Raw genomic sequence first — 512 nt, forward strand, 5'->3', positions numbered from 1 at the left:
GGAATGAGCTCTTCTGTAGTGAGTTTTTTTCGTGATGCTTTTAATTTATTCGCATGACTAAAAATCTTTTTTTCGGATAAGAATTCCTCTTGCCCAAATACACCGGTTTTTCGATAAACTTCTTCTATATTCCGAATGATTTCAGTTCGTTTATAGTACCGCTTGCCATTTTCTCTATAACTACCTGCTAGCACTACTTCATTACTGATAACTTGAACAATTCGATCAAAAGAATAGAGATTGAAGCGATAAAAATTCCCCATGTTGGCAAGAGAACTTAAAAAATTTTTAAAAGAGTCTAATAAATTTTTTAATGATTCTGCTGCTTTTGTTAAAATTTCTTTTTGTGTTTTTGTCACTACATCATTATTAGAGTTGAATGCTGTAATTAAAGCTTGCTGCCCCAGGGATGTATAACTTAAATGTCCAATAAGCCCTTCAAAATATTGACAGCATAAACTTGCCATAGGCTCACTTTTGTTTTTCTCATATAACTCAAATAAATTTTTTAT

At 31.4% G+C, this 512-nt stretch carries 1 pseudogene; it reads right to left on the reverse strand.

Features of this window, described 5'->3' with window-relative positions:
• Positions 1-512, reverse strand: a pseudogene (locus tag HMPREF3263_RS03740) (hypothetical protein); the annotation flags it as partial.

It is taken from the genome of Haemophilus sp. HMSC61B11 (assembly GCF_001838615.1).
GTDB classification, from domain to species: domain Bacteria; phylum Pseudomonadota; class Gammaproteobacteria; order Enterobacterales; family Pasteurellaceae; genus Haemophilus_D; species Haemophilus_D parainfluenzae_AD.